This is a genomic window from Paenibacillus aestuarii, assembly GCF_027789125.1.
Lineage (GTDB): Bacteria > Bacillota > Bacilli > Paenibacillales > NBRC-103111 > Paenibacillus_E > Paenibacillus_E aestuarii.
Genome location: NZ_JAQFVF010000092.1, coordinates 218826 through 240823, shown reverse-complemented (window position 1 = coordinate 240823; position 21998 = coordinate 218826). Strand labels below are relative to the sequence as shown.

Annotated in this window: 16 protein-coding genes; 14 read left to right on the top strand and 2 right to left on the bottom strand. The window is 51.9% G+C overall.

Annotated features, from left to right (window positions below):
* Position 1: 1 nt before the first annotated feature.
* The 14 genes from O9139_RS33010 (at position 2) to O9139_RS32945 (ending at position 19787) form a co-directional block, all read left to right on the top strand.
* Positions 2-823 (top strand): sugar phosphate isomerase/epimerase family protein, encoded by an 822-nt coding sequence (locus tag O9139_RS33010; protein ID WP_270885987.1) that lies wholly within the window; start codon positions 2-4, stop codon positions 821-823.
* 21 nt (positions 824-844) lie between these two features.
* On the top strand, positions 845-2035 hold the full coding sequence (locus tag O9139_RS33005) for a Gfo/Idh/MocA family protein (protein ID WP_270885986.1): 1191 nt from the start codon (positions 845-847) through the stop codon (positions 2033-2035).
* A gap of 116 nt (positions 2036-2151) precedes the next feature.
* Positions 2152-3756: a response regulator gene (locus tag O9139_RS33000; protein WP_270885985.1), complete on the top strand. Its 1605-nt coding sequence runs from the start codon at positions 2152-2154 to the stop codon at positions 3754-3756.
* Between the two features lie 14 nt (positions 3757-3770).
* Positions 3771-5558 carry a cache domain-containing sensor histidine kinase gene (locus O9139_RS32995; protein ID WP_270885984.1) on the top strand — a complete coding sequence of 596 codons (1788 nt, stop codon included), beginning with the start codon at positions 3771-3773 and terminating at the stop codon, positions 5556-5558.
* Positions 5555-6496 carry a hypothetical protein gene (locus O9139_RS32990; protein ID WP_270885983.1) on the top strand — a complete coding sequence of 314 codons (942 nt, stop codon included), beginning with the start codon at positions 5555-5557 and terminating at the stop codon, positions 6494-6496. The genes O9139_RS32995 and O9139_RS32990 overlap by 4 nt, the downstream gene beginning before the upstream one ends.
* Positions 6497-6515: 19 nt before the next feature.
* Complete coding sequence (locus tag O9139_RS32985; RefSeq protein WP_270885982.1) at positions 6516-6749, top strand: hypothetical protein; 234 nt, start codon at positions 6516-6518, stop codon at positions 6747-6749.
* A 616-nt stretch (positions 6750-7365) separates the two neighbouring features.
* Positions 7366-8676, top strand: a complete 1311-nt coding sequence (locus tag O9139_RS32980) for an ABC transporter substrate-binding protein (RefSeq protein WP_270885981.1) — start codon at positions 7366-7368, stop codon at positions 8674-8676.
* Positions 8677-8699: 23 nt separating this feature from the next.
* On the top strand, positions 8700-10538 hold the full coding sequence (locus tag O9139_RS32975; protein ID WP_270885980.1) for a sensor histidine kinase: 1839 nt from the start codon (positions 8700-8702) through the stop codon (positions 10536-10538).
* Positions 10510-12039 (top strand): response regulator transcription factor, encoded by a 1530-nt coding sequence (locus O9139_RS32970; protein ID WP_270885979.1) that lies wholly within the window; start codon positions 10510-10512, stop codon positions 12037-12039. Before O9139_RS32975 ends, O9139_RS32970 begins: the two co-directional genes overlap by 29 nt.
* Before the next feature lie 265 nt (positions 12040-12304).
* Positions 12305-15103: a beta-galactosidase gene (locus tag O9139_RS32965; RefSeq protein ID WP_270885978.1), complete on the top strand. Its 2799-nt coding sequence runs from the start codon at positions 12305-12307 to the stop codon at positions 15101-15103.
* Between the two features lie 21 nt (positions 15104-15124).
* The gene (locus O9139_RS32960; RefSeq protein WP_377523835.1) at positions 15125-16096 is read left to right on the top strand and encodes an ABC transporter permease; all 972 of its coding nucleotides are present in this window, start codon (positions 15125-15127) and stop codon (positions 16094-16096) included.
* Positions 16097-16142: 46 nt separating this feature from the next.
* Positions 16143-17051, top strand: coding sequence for a carbohydrate ABC transporter permease (locus O9139_RS32955; protein ID WP_270885977.1), 909 nt, complete (start codon positions 16143-16145; stop codon positions 17049-17051).
* Positions 17052-17111: 60 nt separating this feature from the next.
* Positions 17112-18737 carry an ABC transporter substrate-binding protein gene (locus tag O9139_RS32950; RefSeq protein WP_270885976.1) on the top strand — a complete coding sequence of 542 codons (1626 nt, stop codon included), beginning with the start codon at positions 17112-17114 and terminating at the stop codon, positions 18735-18737.
* Between the two features lie 24 nt (positions 18738-18761).
* On the top strand, positions 18762-19787 hold the full coding sequence (locus tag O9139_RS32945) for a LacI family DNA-binding transcriptional regulator (protein ID WP_270886026.1): 1026 nt from the start codon (positions 18762-18764) through the stop codon (positions 19785-19787).
* A 382-nt stretch (positions 19788-20169) separates the two neighbouring features.
* Here O9139_RS32945 and O9139_RS32940 read toward each other — a convergent pair whose 3' ends face one another.
* Together O9139_RS32940 and O9139_RS32935 are read right to left on the bottom strand one after the other, a co-directional pair.
* Positions 20170-21048 carry an aldo/keto reductase gene (locus O9139_RS32940; RefSeq protein WP_270885975.1) on the bottom strand — a complete coding sequence of 293 codons (879 nt, stop codon included), beginning with the start codon at positions 21046-21048 and terminating at the stop codon, positions 20170-20172.
* A gap of 78 nt (positions 21049-21126) precedes the next feature.
* Positions 21127-21750 (bottom strand): cysteine hydrolase, encoded by a 624-nt coding sequence (locus O9139_RS32935; RefSeq protein WP_270885974.1) that lies wholly within the window; start codon positions 21748-21750, stop codon positions 21127-21129.
* Between the last annotated feature and the right edge of the window lie 248 nt (positions 21751-21998).

Sequence of the window (21998 nt, the reverse complement as noted above, 5' to 3'; positions counted from 1 at the left end):
TGTGATCACGATTACCGGCTTTGCAGATGAAATTTCTCCGGATTTAGAGCAGCAGATGGATGTCCTGGCATCGGAAGGCATTTCGCATATCGAATTTCGCAGTGTAAACGGGAAAAACGTGCTGAAGCTGACTGATGAGGAGCTGCAGCAAGTTAAAAGCGCACTCGACGCGCGCGGTTTTAAAATCTCCTCGATCGGCTCGCCGATTGGCAAATACGGTATTCGCGACGACTTCGCCGTAGAGCTGGCGAATGTGAAGCGGGCTGGGGAAATCGCCAACTTTTTGAACGCACCTTACATTCGCATCTTCTCCTATTTCATTCCCGATGGCGAAGAAGCGGGTAAATATCGCGAAGAAGTCATTTCTCGCATGAAGCAGCTCGTCGAAGTGGCAGAGAGCTACAACGTGACGCTGCTGCTGGAAAATGAGAGCAAAGTGTACGGCGACATCGATGACCGCTGTCTGGACGTACTTGCTTCTTGTGACAGCAGCCGGCTGCGCCTTGCTTTTGACCCTGGCAACTTTGTGATGAACGACGTGAAGCCGATTTCCCATGCGCTTCCGAAATTAGCTTCATTCCTGCAATATGTGCATGTGAAGGACGCTTCCAGTGAACGGAAAATTTTCGTTCCTGCTGGAGCCGGAGACGGCGAGTTCGGGCCGTTCATCCAATACTTGAAGGACTCGGAATTCTCCGGATTTCTCTCGATCGAGCCGCATTTGCAGAAGTACTTGCCGGAGCAGGATGGCCCGGGACAGTTCGTTCATGCGGTGAAAGCGCTCAAGGCACTGCTAGAAGCCGAAGACATGGCTTGGAACTAATAACGGAAGGTGAGTGAAACCATGAGTATGTCAGATAAAGTGAAGGTGGCGATCGTTGGCCTCGGCAATATCGGGGCGAACACGCACATCAAATATGTTCAGGAATTAAGCAACGTGGAACTGGTCGGCGTGTGCGATCTTGTACGCGAGAAGGCGGATAAATTCGCTGCTCAATATAATACCAAAGCCTACTACGATTACATCGAACTGTTTGACCAATCGGGAATTGATGCGGTGATCATTGCGGTTCCGCATTACGATCACACACCGATTACGATCGAAGCTTTCCGTCGGGGCATCCATGTCCTGTGCGAGAAACCGCTTGCGGTCCACGTCAATGACGCGCAGAAATCGATCGACGCCTATCAGGAGGCGAAGATCGAGTACCCAGAGCTCATCTTCGGCATGATGTTCCAGGAGCGCACGCTGCCATTTTATAAGAAGCTGAAAGAGCTTGTGTCCGGCGGAGATCTCGGCCAGTTGACCCGGGTGACTTGGATCAATACAGCTTGGTTCAGATCGCAAGCCTATTATGACAGCGGTGGCTGGCGCGCTACTTGGGCCGGCGAAGGCGGCGGCATTCTTACCAATCAATGTCCGCACAATCTCGACCTGTACCAATGGCTGTTCGGAGTACCCGCACGCATCAGCGGTCATGCCAACATTGGCAAGTATCACAATATCGAAGTGGAAGACGAAGTTACCGCTTACTTCGAGCATGACAACGGCATGATTGGCCATTTTATCGTCACAACAGCGGAGTCTCCGGGAACGAATCGGTTCGAGATTGTCGGTGAACACGGCAAGCTCGTCTATGAGAATGATAAGCTGGTTCTGTATAAGAACCGGAAATCGATGCTCAAGCATTTGCGCGAAACAAAAGAAGGATTCGCCAACGTGGAAACTTGGTATACGGAAATTCCAGTTAATACCAAAGTTCCGACAGGACATAAAGTCGTTGCAGAGAAGTTTTTTGCAGCGGTGCAAAATGGCGGCGGCGAGCTGATTGCCGAAGGTACAGAAGGGATCAAGGGACTTACGATCGGCAATGGCATTATGCTTTCCTCCTTCAACAAACAAATGGTGAATGTTCCATTTGATGCGGACGAGTATGAGCTGAAGCTGAAGGAATTGATCCAAACTTCCAAGTTTGTCAAAACCGTCAAAGAGGATGCAACAAGCGATTTCTCGCAATCTTTTTCTAAAGCTTAAGCATTAAAGCTGACATGGGCACCCCTTAGTTAACTTAGATACCCTGAAGAGGTTAATCTGATGTTATAATTAAGGGGTGCTTTTACATTACGATCCATCAGTTAGGAGGCAACGAGATGTGGAAGATTGCAATCATTGACGACGACCGTCAAGTGCTCAAAGGGATGAAGCAAGTGATTCCATGGGAAGAAATCGGGGCCGAATGGGTAGGAGAAAGTTTGAATGGAGAGCGCGGATTGGAGCTCATCCGGGACAAGCAGCCGGATATTGTAATTACGGACATTTACATGCCAGTGATGAGTGGGATCAAAATGATTGAAGCTTTGCGCAACGAGCACTTTGAAGGGAAAATTTTGATTCATAGCGGTTTTTCTGATTTTGAAGTGGCGCGTCAAGCGTTGCGTTTGAATGTAGAGGATTACTTATCGAAGCCGGTTTCCAGGAATACGATGACGGAAGTACTCCAGCGCACCATTGCACAGATTGAACATGAGTATCATTCCAAGATCGAGCAGGAGAAACTGCGTGACCAATTGGATGAATATGAGCCATTCGTGCGCAAAGAGCAGCTGAAAACGGTCGTAACCGGAACAGCGAGCAACTGGAATGAGATGACGAATTTGTGCGCGAGTGACGATAATCGGAGCCATATCGTGCTCGGCATTGAGATCTTGCGAACGACGAGAATATCGGATGTCCGCACGCCGGATCGCTTATTATTCCGTTTTGCAATAAAGAATATCATTAAAGAAATTCTCCAGGCGGAGAACCTGCCTTTCGATTACGTGGAATTGCACGGGTACCATGCGGCGCTCATCCTTCATTACGAGAAGCAGGCGCAGTACGAAGAGCATATTCATGCCATAAAAGCTATGGCCAGGAAAATCATCGATTGTGTGCAAACCTATCTGGAAATTACGATCCGTATCGGCATCGGCCGATTTACGAACGATTGGTCGCACCTCTCCGATTCCTTGGAAGAAGCGTTCCAGCCTTTAGTGCCGGGAGTTCGCGTCTTTCAATCGACTGGAGTGTTCGAATATGGCCATATGGACAAGTCGCTGACGTACACCAAGCAGTGCATGCCCAAGCCGATTAAATTTTATCAGCAGATTGTCGACGACGTCAAAACGACGCAAGGTCGAAATGCTGAGAAGATTATCGGCAATTACATCGCTGCTCTCAAAGAGAGCGAGATTCCTCCGCAATTCAGCCTGCTCGGCACGCAGTTCTGGGCGATTTTCAGCTTTGCTTTCGTGGATGACGAAATTAGGTTAAATGATATTTTTCAGGACTATACGATGGAGCATGAGCTGAGTAGCATTTATACCTATGACCAGTATGAAGCCTGGCTAATCGATATCATCCGCCGGGTATGCATGAACCAGCAATGGCAGGAGAGTTTCAAACATAAGCTGGCAATCGATTTCATCAAGCAGTACATTCATGATAACTATGCGAAAGATATTACGATCGCAGAGCTTGCAGATAAAGTGTATATTTCCCGTAACTACTTGAGCCAAATTTTTAAAAATGCAACCGGAGAGACGATTAATAACTATATTATCAGTGTGAAGATGGAAGCGGCTAAAAGCCTTATTTTGGAAAGAAAATATAAAATCTACGAGGTCGCGAATAAAGTAGGGTACCATAACATCCCTTATTTCAGCACAACCTTTCGAAAATATTTTGGTATGACTCCTGCTGAACTTCTCGCATAAGGGCGGTATCGCGTATGAAAAATATGTTTAAACGTTATCGGATCGATTATTTATTATTCGGCGGTTTAACCAGCTTCGTGCTTGTCTTATTGACGATTGTGATTTGGTTGACGTATTCGCTGACGACGCAAGAAATGGTGCGATTGACCACCTATTATCAAAAGGGGAATTTGAGTGAGCTGTATAACAAAGTTGAAATACAAATGCGGGCGATCGAACAAATCTCGCTTGCAGCCTCAAGGAATAATGTGACGACGGAAAATCCGGATCCCACCGGCGATTCTTATTTGGATTATCAGCGACGCGAGGAATTGGCAACATTTTTGAACAATATTACCTATTCAACGCCGATTATTCAATCCATCGATTATTATACCGTCAATACGATTCCATCGCGTGCGCAAGGTCTCGTTTCCTTCATGGATCTGAATCAAGCGAAACAACAAGACTGGTATGGTTTTGCGGATAATGCGGATTTTGCGTGGATTGGTGAACATACGATTCAAACGGTTCAAGGGAATATCGATGCGGTCAGCTTCGCACGCAAAATCTATTCGAACAGCGGGAAGTATCAGGGCTTCTTGGTGCTCAATATGAAAGCGTCTTCTATTCAAAAGCTGATGAGTGGAGAAATGCCGGCCTCCAACCGCATCTTGCTGGATTCCGGGGGCAGAATCATTACGTATATTGGCGATTCTTCGCTGTATACGAAGATCAAATCTTATTTGCCGAGCATTAAAGAAGAGAACGGTTACTTGAAAGTCGGCGTCCCGAACGATGAGGATCTGAGAGGCGCGCAAAAAAACACGCTGATGGTCTGGTCGACGCATTATAATTCGAGCGCAACGCTCATTCAGCTGACGCCTTGGGGACAAATCACGCAGGGCAGCGTGCATATTTCCGTCGTGCTATCCCTGGTCGGCGCTTCGGCCATCGTCATCGCTTTATTGTTTACTTTATATTTCTCCAACTTGTTCATTACACCGATCCGCCAGCTGCTTCATGAGATGGGGCGATATAGCGCCAACATGAATAAAGTGAATTTGCCGGAGGATTATCAGAATGAATTCGGCGTGTTATTTTCCGGCTATCGCAAGTTAATGGATCGCATAAAAACGTTATATTCATCGTTAGAAAATCAATACAAACAACAGAAAAAAGCGGAGATAAAGGCGCTGCAGGCGATGATTAATCCGCATTTTTTGTATAATACCTTAGATCAGCTGAATTGGATGGCCTTATCGGCCGGACATGATAAATTGAGTCAAATTTTGGAGCTCATGGGCAAAATGTTCCGAATCGGGCTGTCCAATGGCGAAAGCCTCATTACGATTCGCGAAGAATTCGTTCACGCGCAGTGCTATATTCAAATTCAGCAATTGCGTTGGGAGGAAGGGCTGACGGTCAGCATGGATTTGCCTGAGCATTTGAACGACTGGTTTATACCGAAAATGACACTCCAGCCTTTCATTGAAAATGCGATTATGCATGGCTTTAATGAGCGGTTGACAGGCAGCATCGTCGTCAAAGCGAGAGAAGCGGGCGGTGAGGTGGTCATCAGCATCACCGATGACGGTGTGGGGTTGAAGCCGAACTGGAATGCGGCACGGGAAGGGCATACAGGCGGGTATGGCATCCGGAACGTGAGGGAGCGGTTCGAAGCATTTTTTGGCCATCGCTATCGCGTCGAGATTGAGAATAACCCGCTGGGCAGCGGGACGAGCGTGTCGATCCGGTTTCCGGTTTTGAAAGCTAAGGTTCAAGAGGAAATGAATGTCAGTCTGGGAGGGGGATTCTCATGACAGAGAGAAAAGCGGTGGACCGCATTTTAGCGCAATTATCACCCGATTTGCTGGACCAATTGGAGCGGAAGCTGTCAGCTTCGGATTTGAATACGTTATTGCTGGAGTTGTTTCGCAATAAGACCCAGGCGATGACCTCTGGTGAGCTGTTGAATAGCTATGCCTGCAATCGTTTTGTCAAGCCGGCTGCCATCCATCCCATTGCCTTGAAGCAGCTGGAGATTGAGATGCTGCAGCTTGCGGAAGCCTCTTCTTATCAAGCTGTGCAGCTGGCGCCTGTAGCGCCCCTTGGCTCTTGTTCGGTGGTCGGCACGGTCGATCAGAATAAGGTGCTGTCCGCTCTCAGGGGGACGGAAGTTGTCGCCGATGCCACCAACGCCCTGGCGCTGCATGCTTGCGATCTTATCAAATGCGGCCAGCGCCCGCATAGGGAAGACAGCATCCGGCTGTGCACCACGCATCGGCATTTGCGCGCTCAGCAGTTCAGCGGGCCGGGGATGCTGCCCCATTTTTCGCTGTTTTGCATGATTACGTCCGGCCGGGATACGGGCTCGTACGGCTTTGAGAAAAGAACGCTGGTTGAACATGTGCGGGTGTATCAAGCGATCTTTCAAGCACTGTTTCAAGCGCGAATGACGGTAAAGTTTATCCGCCATGGCGGGTATACGGATTCAGAAGGACTCGTGCAGCGTCTGCGCGAGCATTTGCAGGAGTCTCTGCCGAATGTCGGGCTAACGGAGCAGATCGAGGCGGGAGCGCATAATGACTACTACAAAGGGCTGCAGTTCCATTTAATTGTAGAGCTTCCAAGTGGACGTCTCACGATCGGTGACGGTGGCTTCGTCGATTGGTCTCAGCAGCTATTAGGCAACCAAAAGGAACGAATGATGATTAGTGCGATCGGAATAGACAGGTTAATGAGCGAGACAGCACGATAGTGCAGGGAGGGGCGGCGAGGTGTGGAGACGGCGGGAGATGGTGCGCCGGGGGGTGGCCTCGCAGCGTGGCGAGACAAGTGTGCGCCGAGGGCGGCTATACAGCGTGGCGAGAAAGAGATGGCGCGATACGCAGTGGCGGCGAGGCAGTGTTGAGCTGGGGAAGGTGCGCCCACTGCGAAGCGCCTTGCGGGGGCACCTTTGGGGCGCTTGCCCTTGGGGCTCGGCCCAGTGTGCGGGGGTAGATAGCAAATGAAGTGTTTCTGTGATATCTACAAAAAGGTAATCCTCGAATCGCGATGAGCGGCAGGATTTTTAGTGAAAATAGCTGGATTCAGCAGTTATCCTGCATTTTCAGCATGATAATTGGCTAAAGTCGCCTGATCGGCGAAATTTGCTATATTATCATGTCATTTTTGTAGGATGAGGACCCAGCTTAGGCAGCAGCTCACGAATGTTCTTGCTAAAATTACAGGATAATCTTTCATAGCCCCCCTGCCACAACCACCAGCAACGTCCAAATTAGCTCTACCACCGCAACTATGCTACAACTTCCATAGCAGCTCCCCCCAGCCGCAACTATCCAGCAATGTCCAAAGTAGCTTCCCCGACATGACTATCCATCAACCGCAAAAGTAGGTATCTACCTAAAGAATCCTCCAATAGCCGAAACTTACCCTCGCGCAACACAGTCCTTTTCACCGCGCCCCGTCGCCTGCAGTGCGCTCGCACTCCGGCGCCTCGCGCGCCCCCGCCTTGCGTACCTGCAGTGCGCCAGCGCCCCCGCACCCCACGGGGGCTTTTTGTGCATTCCCTTTCCAGCGGTTGTTCGCTATACTAAATGTAAACGCTGTCACGAAATGGGGGGAGCGATGAAGCTTCGATTACGCTGGATCACAGCAGGGTTCGCGAGCGTAGCGATCGCGCTGCTCGCAAGCGCATGCCAGCCCGAGCCGGTGACGTACATCGCCAAAACAAAGCCGAACACGCAGGTGCTCACCTGGGTGCATCATTTCGATGAAGAGGGCGCCCGCAAGTGGCTGGAATGGGGCACGCAATCGTTCACTAAAGCGCATCCTTCGGTCACATTCAATTTGACGGGCGTGGATGGCGGCAATTACATGAGCTTGCTGCGCACGAGAGCTGTCTCCAACAACATGCCGGACATGTATATGATCGATAACCTGGAATACGCCCAGGATCTCATCCGCAGCGGGTATGCGATGGATCTGACCGGCCAGCCTTTTCTGGCGCAAATCGATGAGCGCTATATGAGCGGAGTGCGATCAGCGGACGGCCGCATTTGGGCGCTGCCGATTGATGTGAATGGCGCGGGCGTCATTTACAACAAAGAAGCTTTCGCCAAGGCAGGCATCGACCATCCGCCGGTAACGTGGGAGCAATTCATCGCTGACTGCAAGGCGCTGCAAAAAGCAGGCATCATTCCCATTGCCGCCGGCTACAAAGACAGCTGGACGATCACCTGGGACATAGCGGCTGATTTGCTAGCCAACCAGTACGCCTCCGGGCGCAACTGGATCTCTGACGTAGAAGCAGGCCGGGCATCTTTTGCCGACGATAGCATTCATTTTAGATCTATTTTACAGCGATTCGGCGAGCGCTTGAACTATGTCAACGCGAAGCCTTTTGATACAGATTGGAACCAAGCGCAAGTGCTGCTGGCCGATGGCCGGGCAGGCATGATCATTAACGGCACATGGACCGTCGACGGGGTGAAGTCAAAAAATCCGCAAAGTAACCTCGGCTTGTTCGCATTCCCTTACTCGAAGGATCCGCAGGATGCCAAATTTGGCCTGAAATCGACAGGGGGCATTGTCGTTAACGCCAAGTCACCCCATAAGGAAGCCGCCTTGCAGACGCTGGCTTTGTTCGCATCGAAGGAGATGGGCGATGTGTTTCAAAAGGACAAGAAGGCGCTGTCCGTCATCAAAGGCTTGCCGACCGATTTTGATCCGACGTACGTGGAGCTTGACGATAAGTATATCCAGTCTGGCTTCACCTACGATTGGTCCAGTCTGCCGACCGACTTCATCAATCTGGATTTGCAAAAAGCGTTCGTCAATGCCCTGACGAAATTTGTCCTGGATCATGACCATAATCCAGACCTGTGCATTCAGGAGCTGGATCAAGCTTTTGACCGAATTCGCAAACCTTTCAAATGATCGTTGGCAAGGAGTGTGTGCGAGTGGCTGTACGATGGTGGCATCCCGATCGGATTAAGGACTTGCGTTTTCGCACGAAAATCTTTTTGTCCAATATGATACTCATTCTCTTTATTTCCACGGCCATAGGCGGCGCTGCGATCTATGCCTCTACGAAATTTATCGAAGCCAACACAAGAGATCTTTCGATGCAGGTGATTCATCAAATCTCGGATAATATTGAGAGCAGAGCGAAAGAAGTGTTTGCTTCTTCGGTCTATGTGCTTAGCGACAGCAGCATTCGGGAAATTGTGGCCGAGCAAGGAGAATCGGTGACGAGCGACAACTACCCGGCATACCGCAGCCGGATGGAGTTTTTGCTGGCCCAGTACGGGAACGGCAATCCTTACATGAATGCCATTATGATTCGAACCGAGAAAGGGCAGATCTACTGGTGGGAAAATAAAAAAGGGCTGGACCATACGCTGGATGTGCAGGATGTCGCCGGCATCACCGGAAGCGGGGCGGAGTATTTGGCCGATCATGGGGCGAATATGGGCTGGTCGCCATCTTTTCGCAATCGCAACGAGGTGCTGCTGGTGCGCGATTTTACCGATATCAGCCAGATTGACCGCAGCTTGGGCACGATTATTTTCAGCATGGATGCGGAATATTTCCTGTCGCTGGGGAGCGGCAGCTCGATCATGAAACCGAACAATGTGGCGATTCTGAATCCTTTTAACGAATGGCTGGCAGGCGGCGATCCGGATACGGATTCGCTCATACGGAACAATGTGAACGAAACGCTGCAAGAAGCCGATGCCTCGATGGCCAAGGTGGTGCATGCCGGGTCAGGCAGTTACTTGTTCGTGCAGGAGCGCACCGCCAATCTGGGCTGGCGGGTGTTGATCTTCATTCCGATGTCCGTGCTGCTATCGGATACGCGTCTTTTGGTTCTGGTCATCGTCGTGGTTTCATTCTTGGCGGTGCTAATTTCAACGGGGATTGCCGTGAAGCTGTCCAATTCGTCAACGCGCAATATTAAAATTTTGGAGCAGACGATGCGCAAAGTCGAAGACGGCAACTTTGATGTCCGCATTGTACCGCTCGGCAGGGATGAGATCGGCATCCTGTCCGTTCGTTTTAATTTCATGCTGGCGCGCATTCATGAGCTCATCAACACGGTGTATAAGGAGCAGATCGCCAAACAGCAAGCAGAGTATACGGCGCTGCTCAGCCAGATCAATCCGCATTTTTTATATAACACGTTAGGTACGGTCAAATGGTACGCCCGCATGTACGGACAACTGGAGATCGAGCGGATGATTACTTCAGTGATCGACTTGTTGAAATCCTCCGTTCGCCGTGTGGGGGAATTCCACAGTCTGGAGCAGGAAATTACGCTTCTCCAGAACTACTTGTATATCCAGAAGATCGGGTACGGGGATGCGCTGCAAATGGCGTACGAGGTGGAGGAGCAGCTAGGACAATGCGAAGTACCTTATTTTATCCTGCAGCCTTTGGTCGAGAACGCGATATTGCACGGCATCGAAATGTCCAAGGGCAGCGGACGCATCCGAGTTACAGCGAGGGTGGCGGATACGAGCCTGTTCCTCACTGTCGAGGATAATGGGGTAGGGATGACGCAGCAGCAGGCGGATCAGCTGTTAAATCGCGAAGTGAGGAAAGAATCCGTGCCAGGCGTGACCAGCATCGGCATTCACAACGTCCATGAACGCATTCGATTGTATTATGGGACCGAGTACGGGCTGCGTTATGAGAGCGCCCTTGGCGCCGGCACGAAAGCGATTGTGCACATTCCGTATAGAATGCACCGGCAAAGGAGAGATGAGCATGTTGAACGCGATGATCGTAGAGGATAATGCCATCTATCGCTATGCGATTTCTTCCATTATTCGTTGGGAAGATTACGGATTCACGATTGTGAGCGAGGCGCTCAATGGCGTACATGCCCTTGAGATTTTGCAGCAGCAGCAAGTGGATTTCATTGTGACCGATATCACCATGCCGGAGATGAACGGAATTGAACTCATCCGTCAGGTTAAGCAAAAGGATGCAGGCATCAAAATCGTAGCGCTCAGCTCCTATGATGACTTCCGCTTTGTGAAGGAAGCGTTAAAGCTGGGGGCTGAAGATTATTTATTGAAGCATGATCTCGAACCAGGCGCTTTACAGGAGCTTTTGCTGCATATGAAAGATAAAATTATGGCGGATCGGCAGCAGCGGAAGCAAGCGCATATCCGGGAGGCCAATTGGCAGGAAATGCAGGTGCTGCTGGGGCGTAAGCTGCTGCTCGGCGAGATGAGCACGGCCGAAGAGATGGATCATCAAGCAGCTGCGATTCATTTTCCCATCCTATCCGGCCCGACGGCCGTCATTCTCATCGAGGGAATGTTCGAGAACATGCCTGATGAAGTCGCGGATGGGATGCGCACGATGGTTATCCCGATTCGGCACCAGCGGACGGTCGTCATCGCTGCGCTGCCGGCGGACAAGAGTGAGCGGAAGGGCATGGAGGAGACGCGAAGACTGGCTTCCCAGCTTGTCTCCCGCATGAAAGGCACGGTAACGGCGGGGATTAGCGCAATCGGCTGCAGCTTGAAGGACTGGTCTTCGCTATATTCACAGGCGGAAGCAGCTCTGGAGCAGTCGGTTTATGAAGGAGCGGGAAGCTTATATACATATTCTGGAAGAAACCGTCGTGAGGCCGGACATGCAAATGAGCCGGTCCCGCTCGGCCCGCTAAATGCGGCCATGAAAAGCGGCGTACAGGCCGAAGGGGAGGCTGCCTTAGAGCAGTTTTTTCTGGCCTTGATGGGGCGGAGGCCGCCGCTTGCAGAACTGAAGCCATTGCTGTTGGAGGCGGCTCTATTGGTCAAGACCTATGCGCTGGAGCGTCAGACGCCTTCGCCACAGTTGGAGTTGGCCCATAAGCAGCTCGTACAGTGGATGGAAGGGTTGCCGCAGTTGGATCAAGTGAAACAAGTGTTGTTTGACCTCTATCGAAGCGGGTTAGAGTCGGGGCGTGATCAAGCTGTCATGCGAAAAGAGATTCAGGCGGCGATGCGATACATTGATGAACATTATGCGGAAGATATTACGGTAGCACGAATGGCGGAAGTGCTGCATCTCAGCAGCAATTATTTATCCAACTTATTTAAGCAAGAGACAGGCATGCGCATTATCGAATATATCAATCGCTGCCGGATCCGCAGAGCGAAGCTGCTGCTTCAAGATTCCGCCATGAAAGTTTATGAAGTAGCCGAAAAAACCGGGTTTCAGGAAGTCTCTTATTTTTGCAAAGTGTTCAAAGAGCTGGAGGGACGAACGGTGACGGACTTTCGCAGTGCGCTTGGTCGTTGAGGCAGGCTGTCCCATTCCCCACTTCTGTGAAATGTATAACAAAATCTGTGAATTATTGAAGGAAAAAAGCTATGAATTGGGCTACAATTCATAGCTTTTTTGTGTTGCGGAGAGCCACGAAACCTCTAAGTTTTGTTATATATTTTGGAGTTTCCTTGAATGTAAGCGCTTTATCTAAGCTTTATACTAGCAACAGGGGAAGAGCAACACGCCTGCGAATGAAACGGGTTTCATCATACCAGAACGAAGTTAAGGGGGGTCACTCGTGCCATTATCTGCAAGTCAAGACGCGGTGATCAGGCTGTCGCCTGAAGCATTGCGCATACATGGAAAATCGGAAATCGTCCTTTGCGCTTCTTTATTTTATTTTCGCTTGCCCCGGGGCACCTGGAAAGACCGCTTGCACAAAATAAAACGCTTCGGCTACAACGCGATTGATGTGTACTTCCCGTGGAACCACCATGAGAGCGAGGAAGGTGTCTGGGATTTCACGGGAGAGAAGGATGTCGGTCAGTTTTTGCAGGAGGCAGCGGAAGCCGGTCTCTGGGTCATCGCCAGACCGGGCCCGTACATCTGCTCGGAATGGGACGGCGGCGCGCTGCCGGCTTACTTGCTGGCACAAGCGCACGTGCAGCTGCGGCAAAATGATCCCGCCTATTTGCAGCATGTGGCCAGGTGGTATGCACAAATCATGCCGATCATCCGCAAGTATGAGGAGGGGCAGGGCGGATCGGTCATTGCCGTGCAGCTGGAAAATGAGCTGGACTTCTATCCTTGCGCTGACCCGCACGGGTACATCTCGGCATTGCGGGATATGGCGCTTCAGCATGGGATTTCCGTACCGCTGATTGCCTGCGCAGGGCAAGGGGGTTTGCTGGAGGCTTCCGGATTCGTGGAACAAGTGGTGCCGACGTGCAATTTTTATCCGAATGATCGTGATCCGGTGTTTGTGGAGAAGGTTCGTACTTATCAGGCAAGGTTGGCGGAGCGCGGGTATCCGCTGCTCGTCACCGAGACGAACCGCTCGCATTTTCTGCTGCGCAGATTGCTGTCCGCCGGCGCTAAGCTGCTGGGACCGTATTTGCAAGCGTCCGGCACGAACTTCGGTTTCACGAACGCTGCCAACAACTGGGGCAATCCGCTATCCTTCCTCACTTCGGATTATGACTTCCACGGCATGATCTCGCCTGAGGGGCATATCCGCCAGGAAGCTTATGAGGGCAGGCTGCAGCAGCGGGTGATTCAGACCTATGGCTGCTCCTTGGCAGAAGCGGTTCCGACAGCATCGGGAGCTGGGCCTGATCGGCTGGCGTTAAAACACGGCGGGGAGCTGCTGTTTCTCGCCAATGTCGACGAGAACGATGCGCAAGCGGATATCGCGAGCGAGGCTGACGCGCCTATACCGGCATACAGCAAACTTGTCGCCGTATCCGGACATTGTCCGATTCTCCCGCTGCAAGTTCCGCTGCATACATGGGGCATCCCCGGAGGCGGAATGCTCGATTATGCGACGGCTGAACTGCTGCAGGTCCAGCAGCTCGATGGCCGGACCCTGCTCGTCTTTCATACCGCCGGAGAAGGCGAAATCCGCCTGTCCTTCGAGCAGGACGTCCGGCTGGAGCCCGGTGCCATGCAGGAGCATGAGGGAACCGGCGGCCAAGTGACGCTGACGTTTCAGGCGGCTGAGCAGGAAGCAAGGGCGTGGCTGCACATAGCCGTTGATCACGTTATAGAGATCGTCGGGATGAGCCGTGATCGAGCGCTGCTGTTAGAAAGCATCGATGCGGACGGTCAGCTCCACATCGAATCTTATGCACAGCAGGCGGCAGAGCCACACGAGCCAGAGATTTCCTGGGCGCTCAGCGATGTGGATCCGCTCTTATCGATGGCTGGCAAAGGCGGGAAGCGGATCGGAGATGCAGTCGATTTTTTGGAAAAAAACGGAATATATCGCGGTTTTGCCTGGTACACGGCGCAATGGGCAGGACTGACGGCGAATCGCTGCCAAGGCTTCCTTTTGCATCAGGCCAGTGATGTGATCTCCTTATATGCCGGCGACACCTACGTAGGTACAATAGCGCCGGGGGGAGCGAGCTGCTATCTGCCGCTCGAGGATGCTGATGCAGACGAGTACAATTTGACAGCGCGTGTTGAAATTTGGGGGCATACGAATTTTCATGACACGAACTTGCCGGCTTTGCATTTGAACAGCTTGAAAGGACTTACTGGCCTTACAGGCGTTACGCATGAGATCAATCTGATGCAGAACTGGCGCTTTAAGCAGCTGCAAGCCGGGGATGAGAAGGCGGCGTATGTTCTGTCTGAACTGGATGACGAAGCTTGGCCGCTGGTGAGCGCCGGCGGGTGGTTGTCCGCCGATCAGCCTGCCCATCATTGCTATCGCAAGCAGGTTAGGCTGTCCGGGGAAGCGGACTCGTGGGTGCTGCATGCACCGGGCAATTTCACGTATGCCTACGTCTATGTCAACGGGTACCCGCTCGGCCAAGTGAATCCGCTGAACCCCTATGTTGATTTGACTCCCTATGTAAAAAGAGGAGAAACCGCGCAGCTCACTTTCTTTTTGGATAAGACGTACGGCCAGATAAGCGGGCATATAACCTTGTACGAAGGCATCGCAGCCCGTGCCTGGAGCTTGGCGGGCTGCCAGGAGGAAGGATTGCTCCAGCATGCCCTGGCCTCACAAGCATCGGCTAAGCCGACGGAGGCGCACAAATCGCTGAAGCTGAAGCCGGGAGCCGTCGCGTGGTTGTACGGTGAACTCCAGGACGACAACGATGGACTTGGCTGGCGCGTGTACGCAGTCGGCGCCAACATGAAACTGACCGTTTTCTTAAACGGTCATCTGGTCGGGCGCCTGTGGCTGCCAGGCGGCGCGAACCGCCCGATCTTCCGCGGGGGTAGCGACAATTCCTTCTACCTGCCTGGCGCATGGTTTCACAACCAGCCGGAAGCGAGCCGCCTCGTCATTCTGCTGGAAGCGGTAAGTAAGGACGAGGAGGCGTCGCTGGAGCCGCTGCGATTCATCCCGGTATCCGCAAGTTAATGGAGAGGAGCGTATGCAAACATGAGAACTGCCGTCACATCCGGAAGTCTTGAACAGGCGCCGGTCCTAGCGAATAAGCGCACGACATTTCGCAAAATGTGGAAATTCCGCACCTTGCTGCTGATGTGCTTGCCAGCGATCTTATTTTTCATCGTGATGTCCTATCTCCCCATGCCGGGGCTGTATCTTGCTTTCATTAATTACAACTACGGCTCGGGAATCTTCGGCTCGCCGTTCGTCGGCTTTGACAACTTCCATTTCTTGGTTACCTCCGGGGCCTTATGGAAGCTGACCTTTAACACGATTGCCTACAACCTGGCGTTCATCCTCATCGGCAACACGCTGCAAATCGGCGTCGCCATTCTGCTTAACGAGCTGCGTAAAAAATGGTTTAAAAAGCTTGCGCAATCACTTATGTTCCTGCCGTTTTTTATTTCCTTCGTGCTCGTTGGCCTGATCGCTTATAACATCCTCAGCTATGATTTCGGTTTGCTGAACGGCGTGCTGAAATCGCTTGGCTCAGAACCGCTCAAAACGTATTCGAATCCGAGTATTTGGCCGTTCATTATCGTCATTACGTTTTTATGGCAGTCGACGGGCTACGGTTCGATCGTCTATTTTGCGGCCATCATGGGGCTGGACGCGGAGATCATTGAAGCGGTGGAAATCGATGGCGCCAACGCTGTGCAGCGGATTCGCTATATTGTGCTGCCGTGGCTAAAGCCGACCTTCGTCATTCTCTTGCTTTTCTCCCTGGGAGGCGTGCTGCGCGGGAATTTCGGGCTGTTCTATAACCTGGTCGGCGCCAATAATACCGCTTTGTTCGACGCTACGGACATTATTGAGACGTTCGTGTTCCGCTCGCTGATGAACAATTTTAACTTCTCGCTGGGCAGCGCCGTCAGTCTGTACCAGTCCGTGTTTGGCTTCTTTATCGTCATCACGGCGAACTGGCTGGTGAAGAAGGTGTCTCCGGAGAATACGCTGTTCTAACGCATGCTAGCGTCAATATTTATTTTTAGCTAAGGGGGGACCCAAAGTGGAGCAAGTTATCGCACGTCAGAGGGGAACTGATTTCTCTTCGGTGACTGTCCGGGCATTTGGCTACGTCTTTATCGGCCTATTCGCACTATGCTGTTTACTGCCGTTTTTGCTTGTTCTCGGCACCTCATTTACGGCGGAGAAGTCCATTACACTGCATGGCTATAATTTGTGGCCCCGGGAGTTCAGTACATTCGCATATAAAATTGTGTTCGATAACCCCGGCATCATCGTCGGTTCTTACGCAGTTACGTTGGGGATTACGGTGGTGGGAACCGCTGTCGGGCTGTTCATCGTCGCCATGACGGGTTATTCATTGCAGCGACCGGATTTCCCATATCGGAACCGCATCTCCTTCTTCATCTACTTTACAACGCTGTTCCAAGGCGGAGTCGTACCCTTTTACCTGATCATGACGCAGTGGCTGCATCTCAAAGATAACTATCTTGCCGTGCTGCTGCCAGGACTTATGAGCCCATTTCTCATTATCATGATGAAAAGCTTCGTCACCTCGATCCCGCATGCGATTACCGAGTCGGCCAAAATGGACGGGGCAGGGGATTTTCACATCTTCATCAAGCTGATCCTACCCATGACCACGCCGGCGCTGGCGACGATTGGATTGTTCCTTGCGTTAGGCTATTGGAATGAATGGTACAATGCCATGCTGTTCCTTTCACCGGATATGAAATACCGACCGCTGCAGTTATTTCTTTATAACGTTGTCACGAGCGCTGATTTTATTAAAAACTCCTCGGTCGCGTCCAACGTCCAGCCCCGGGATATGCCGCTGGAATCGATGAAGATGGCGACGGCGGTCGTCGCCACAGGTCCGGTCATTTTGTTCTACCCGATGGTGCAGAAGTACTTCATCAAAGGCATCACCGTTGGCGCTGTAAAAGGCTGACATGCAAGTATACAAGGTTATTCGTATACACCAATCATGATCATGGGGAGGCATTTTTGTATGTGGAGAAAAAAGAAAAATGTGCTGAGCGTCGCCCTGGCCGGGGCTCTGGCTGCAAGTTTGACCGCTTGCTCAACACCGAGCAGCTCGAACAATGACACCAACGGCGCCACTAGCAAACCGGCGGCAACGACCGCTGCCACGGCTGCTGCGACAGGGGCTGCAACGGGAGGGAAGATTGACACTTCCGAGTTCCAAACGATTAGTTACGTGATGCTCGGGGATAAGCCGAAGAATGGCCAATTTGAAAAAGTGATGGAAAAGGTCAATGCACTCTTAAAGCAAAAGGCGAATGCCAAGCTGGAAATCAAATGGGTGGAATGGGCGGATTGGCAAACGAAATATAACTTGCTGCTCGCTTCCGGGGAGCCGGTCGACCTGATTACGGTAGCTACCGATTGGCTGGATACGTGGCAAAATGCCCAAAAGGGCGCTTTCATGCCGCTGGATAAGCTGCTTCCTACCTATGCACCGTTAACGTGGACGGAAGTACCGCCGACGGACTGGGCGGAGACGAAGTATAAGAACCAGATCATGCTCATTCCAGAAGATCACTATACGCAGTGGGTCAACCACGGGTTCTTGTATCGTGGGGACTGGGCCAAAGAATTCGGAATTACGACGCCGATCAAAGATTGGGAGACCCTCGGCAAATACTTCCAAGGGGTGAAGGATAAGAAGCCGGGCGTTATGCCATGGGACCCGAACGGGACCAGCGGAGATATTGCCGGCGGCTACATCAACTCGCATACCGATGCGATCGAGCTTCCGGTTAGTACGGGCATGTTCGGCATCATTTATGGCAAGTCCTATGACGAGAAATATACAGCCTATAGCCCGATCTTCGACGATACTTTTGTCAATTTCGCCAAGCAAATGAAGGAATGGGGCGACAAGGGGTTCTGGCGCGAAGACGTGCTGAACTACAAAGGCGATAACCGTGCCGAGCTGGAAGCGGGCAAATCGGCTGTCGATCAGCATCACACGCAAACGTTCCTCGGCGAGCGCGTCAAAATGGATAAACTGCAGCCTGGCTCTGATCTGCAATTTTACCCGTTCTCATCGACCCGCAATAATTTGGTCTCACTGTCGATCACACACGGCGGGACTTCCGTCGGGGCAAAAAGCAAGCATCCGGAGCGCGCGCTGATGGTCTACGATTTGATCCGTCAGGATCCTGAAATTTATCATCTGATGAACTACGGCCTTGAAGGCGTGCAATACGTGGTCAAAGACGGCAAGCGCTACCGTCCGGAAGGTTATGACGTGCAGCGCGACGATTTCTACTCCGACTTCTGGGGTGGACGCATCGATAAGAACGAAATTCCAGACGGCAACGAATATGCCGGCAAAGCCGATATGTACGCCGCTTACGACAAAATCAAGAAGCCGTATCCATATGGCCGCTTTGTTTTCGATAAAGCCCCTGTTACGAATGAATTGACGGCCGTTACCCAAGTCGTTGGCCAAATGGGACCAGCCATTTTGTATGGCAAAGCCGGCGATCCGGTGAAAGCCGTGAACGATTTCCGCGCGAAGCTCAAAGCCGCCGGTTACGATAAGCTGCAAGCGGAAGTCCAGAAGCAGCTGGACGCTTTTAAAACGATGGTCGAAAGCAGTAAATAAAGAAGTAACGGAGAGTGCGTCCCTCTGGAAGCGATAACCGTCTATGATATTGCCAGGGAAGCGAACGTATCCGTCGCCACAGTTTCCCGTGTTCTTAATGGCACTGCTCCTGTGCGTGCGTCTACCCGGCAGAAAATTATGGCTATCATCGAAAAGCACAAATTCCAGCCGAACGCGCTGGCCCGCAGTCTCGTGAATAAAAGAACGGGGATGATCGGCGTCTTATTTCCGGATAGCAGCAATATGTTCTTCTCCGAGGTGTTCGGCGGGGCGGAGCGGGCGGCGCTTAAGCTGGGATACACGCTCTTTTTATGCAACACGTTCAGCGATCCGCACAAAGAGTCGGAGTACTTGCATTTGCTGTGCGAGAGGCAAGTGGATGGCCTCATCTTTATGGGCGGTCGGATTAATGCGCGCCAGTGTCAGGATGCGCTGGTGCAGGAAGTGATCGACATTCAGAAAAAAACGCCGATCGTGCTTATCAACGGTACACTGCCTGGGCATCCCTGTCATCGTGTGAAGACGGATGAGTTTATGGGGACCCAACTGTTGGTGCGGCACTTCATCGAGCTCGGGCATGAGCGGATCGGCTTCTTGGGCGGCAGTCTGGCGACGACAACGACGCTGGAGAAGCTGCAAGCGTTCAAAGAGACGCTTCATGCAAACCAGCTGCCTTACCGCCAGGATTGGATCCGGCTCGGGGATTTCTCGATCGCTTGCGGCTACCAGCGCATGGAGCAGATCCTCGCGATGCAGAGCCGCCCGACGGCTGTCGTGTGCATCAACGATTATGTGGCGATCGGCGCGATCAAGGCGGCGCTGACCCGAGGCGTCCGGGTGCCTGAGGAACTGGCGATCGCAGGCTTTGACGATACGCAGCTGTCCTCGGCGATGAATCCGGAGCTAACGACCGTCTCGCAAAACAGCGATGAACTGGGCAGGACGGCTTTGGCGATTTTGTCCCGATTGATTCAGAAGGAGAAGGCGCAGCAGCTGACGGTGCTGGCACCACGGCTGATCGTCAGGCAGAGCACGCAGCGCGAGTCATGAGGGAAGTCTTGAAGAAAAAGACCGTTTAAGCCAATCGACAGGCTGCGAACGGTCTTTTTCTTTGGCGATAACAGCGTAAGTTACTGTTCTGGAAACAGTCGATTTCCTTGCCTGAATGATCTTTATTGCAGCGAGCTCTTTTGCTGTAAGTGGACGGGTATTGGCGTGTTTACGGTCATTGCCATCTTACCATCCCTGCGTGCCTATCCTGTAGCCCGCAATGACGGGCTTAAACACAAAAAAAGGCTATGAAAATTTCATCATAGCCTGTGACCCGGTAGAGGGTCATAAAAGAATTATATTCATTCAGTCGTCTTAAGAGTTGTTCACTAATAGAGGTTGCAGCCAAAAAAGGACGGTTGAATTTGGCGAGATATGTAAATTACGCGATGGATGTAGGGGCGCCAAACGGGCTGGAGTATCCGCTAATTGCCTGTAAAATAGCTGTTGCCCGCTCATCATTCAAGCGACCATAATGCTCGGCAGCTTCGACGATTTTGGGGAACAGGTGAATGTCACCTGCGCTGGCAAATCCGACGATGCCCGGAAAAGACATAACAAAATGAACGCAAGCATCAATGATATCCTGCTGATCAAAAGGCTCGTACCAGGTGGCATGGGTTCGCGTCTGATGCTCGCCCCACGGTCCCTTGGCCACCGCTTTGATGACGCGAACGGCCGCGCCCGATTGTCCGGCGGCTTCCATCAGCTTGTCGAAAGCTTCGCGGTACTCGGGAAGCGAATACAGATAGTAATTGAGAGGGAGCAGCACGGTGTCAAACGGATATCTGGACAAAGCTTCGCGGTGCACAATTGGCGCCTGATGCCCGTGGCCGGTGATGCCGATCGCTTTCACGATGCCTTCTTCCTTCGCTTCCAGAGCGGCTTCAAGCGCACCGCCTTTGCCTGTGCACAGATCGAGGTTCTCCATGTCGCCTACCGCATGCAGTTGCAAAAGATCGAGGCGGTCGGTCTGCAGCCGTTCCAAGGAACGGTAAATTTCAGCCTTCGCCTTCTCTTTCGTACGCTCGCCGGTTTTCGTGGCGAGGAAGATCTGCTCCCGGATCTTGGGCATCCAAGGTCCCATCCGCAATTCAGCATCGCCATAGCTGGCTGCTGTATCGAAGTGATTGACGCCATGCTCCAATGCAAAGGAAATCGAGGAATCGGCGTCCGCTTGCGTGACGGAGCCCAAGCTGGCAGCCCCGAACATGACGACGGAGCTTTGGTGGCCTAATCGGCCCAGCGTTCTTGTTAACACAGGCAACAACTCCTTTTTTTCCTTATTATAGCATGTACGAGGACAGAAAATACTATCAACTATTGCATGAAAATCAACTTATCTTGATACGATATGGATCATGTTAATTTGCGTCAGCGTCGCGCGGTTGCGGGTGCCGGGGCTATTCAGCATATGCCAGGCTGTGTACTGTTCCGCATACGGGTCACCTGCCGACATTCCGTCCACCGGCACTATGACATCAAAGCCCCGGAACGCTGCGCTCGTTGCGGTGTGAAGGACGGCGCCGTTCGCCGCGTAACCGGTCACGATCACCGTAGTGATTCCGCGCTGGCGCAGGATTTCCTCCAACCTCGTCTGATAAAACTTATCGACATTGGATTTCACAATCGGTTCGCCGGGAGCGGGTGTTAGCGCAGGGGCAATGTCCGAGGGATGACCTGCTCTTGTCAGGCTGTAGACGACTGGCATGCCCTTCGCGCGAGCTTCGCCCACAAGATGGCTGATTTTGGGGATGGAGGCTATGCAGCGGTGCTGGTTGCAGATGGTCGTCTCCATATCGAGCACAAGCAGAGCAGTCGTTTGCGGATTCACCGCAACGGCTTGCAGGGCAGGTGCAGGAGGGACGGAGACAGCTTGCCATTCATCAATGATCGTTTGCTCTCTTCCCGCGCTCATGTCGACATAGTACCAGCCTCTGCAAATAGGACAATATTCAATCATATTTACCTCCTTGAAGTCCGATGCTGTTAGCTATTTTATGTAGCACGGATGGGGAGGTGACATTAGCCCCTTTTGCGATGTCGGGAAACTAATATTTCGTAACACAAATGAAATGTTTCATTCATCTTGTATTAACATTTAACGGTTATAATACAAATATGACCCCCTTTAAAATATACACTTTAGACCTGCAGCCCGTTGCTGCGGGTCTCTTTTTTTGTGAAAGCATCGCCACCGATTGGTGCAAT